This window comes from Cupriavidus sp. FW305-46 (assembly GCF_058787075.1).
Genome location: NZ_JBYSZI010000136.1, coordinates 1 through 1,263 on the forward strand (window position 1 = coordinate 1; position 1,263 = coordinate 1,263).

The following is a 1,263-nucleotide window of genomic DNA, read 5'->3' on the forward strand; positions in this document are numbered from 1 at the left end:
GGGCCGCGCGGCGGTCGGCGGGTGGCATCATGGGCGCTTCTCGGGCTGTATCGAGCTTGGATGGCAAGGCTTGTGGCCCAGCCCTGATTCGCGGCCCCGGTGGACAATGGCAAAGCCCGCATGCCGCCGGCTTCACGCCGGGCGGCGCGCATCCCTTTGTAACGCCCGGCATGGCGGTCTAGTTTACTTGGTGTGGATGACAGATCGTGCACGCTGCCGGCGTGCGCCCAAAGGGAAAAGCCATGAAGAAGGAAACCTGGCGCCTGGTCGCGCATGGGCGCGTGCAAGGCGTGGGCTACCGCGCCGCCTGCGCCGACGCGGCGGACGACCTTGAGCTTGGCGGCTGGGTGCGCAACCGGCTCGACGGCACCGTCGAGGTGATGGCGCACGGCACGGTCAGGCAGCTCGAAGCCCTGCAGGCGTGGATGGAACAGGGCCCGCCGGCCGCGCAGGTGACGCTGGTCGAGGTCGGGCCTGGGGAAGGGGAGTTTGCCGGTTTCGAATTCCGGCCGACGATCTGACGGACTAGGCCGCGGTCCAGTCGACCGGCGTGCGGCCGTTCGCTTCCAGCCAGCGGTTGGCCTCGCGGAAGTGCCCGCAGCCCAGGAAGCCCCGGTGCGCCGACAGCGGCGACGGATGCGGCGCTTCCAGCACGCAGTGGCCGGCGCCCAGCAACGGCTTCTTGGCCTGCGCGTGGCTGCCCCACAGCATGAACACAAGACTCGGGCGGCTGGCGGCGAGGTTCTGGATCAGGCAATCGGTGACGGCTTCCCAGCCTCGCCGCGCATGGCTGGCGGCCTGGCCCTGTTCCACCGTCAGCACGGTGTTGAGCAGCAGCACGCCCTGGCGCGCCCAGCCTTCCAGGTTGCCGGAGGTGCGCGGCGCGCCGTTGCCGTTGGCGCCGAACTCGGCGGCGATTTCCTTGAAGATGTTGCGCAGGCTGGGTGGCACCTTGATGCCTTCCGGCACCGAGAACGCCAGCCCGTGCGCCTGCGGCAGCTCAACGCCGCCGACCGTGCCGGTGCCGTGGTAGGGGTCCTGGCCCAGGATCACCACCTTGACCGCGTCGGGCGGGGTCAGGTGCAGCGCGTGGAAGACATGGTGCGGGAATACCGGCTTGCCGGCGGCACGTTCGCCGTCGACAAAGGCGGCCAGGTCCTGCCACGCCGGCACGCGGATGCACGGATCCATCAAGGTGCGCCAGGCGGCGGGCAGGGCGTCGGCCTGGGCCTGCAGGCTGGCGGCAGGGGACGGTTCGCCGGG

At 70.6% G+C, this 1,263-nt stretch carries 2 protein-coding genes; one reads left to right on the forward strand and one right to left on the reverse strand.

The features are described from left to right. Positions 1-242 precede the first annotated feature (242 nt). On the forward strand, positions 243-521 hold the full coding sequence (locus AC3WON_RS31080; protein ID WP_010809896.1) for an acylphosphatase: 279 nt from the start codon (positions 243-245) through the stop codon (positions 519-521). Positions 522-525: 4 nt separating this feature from the next. Here the strand turns inward: AC3WON_RS31080 and AC3WON_RS31085 are convergent. Then, positions 526-1,263, reverse strand: a 738-nt coding sequence (locus AC3WON_RS31085; RefSeq protein ID WP_492344992.1) for a uracil-DNA glycosylase, incomplete at its 5' end; no start/stop codon positions are given.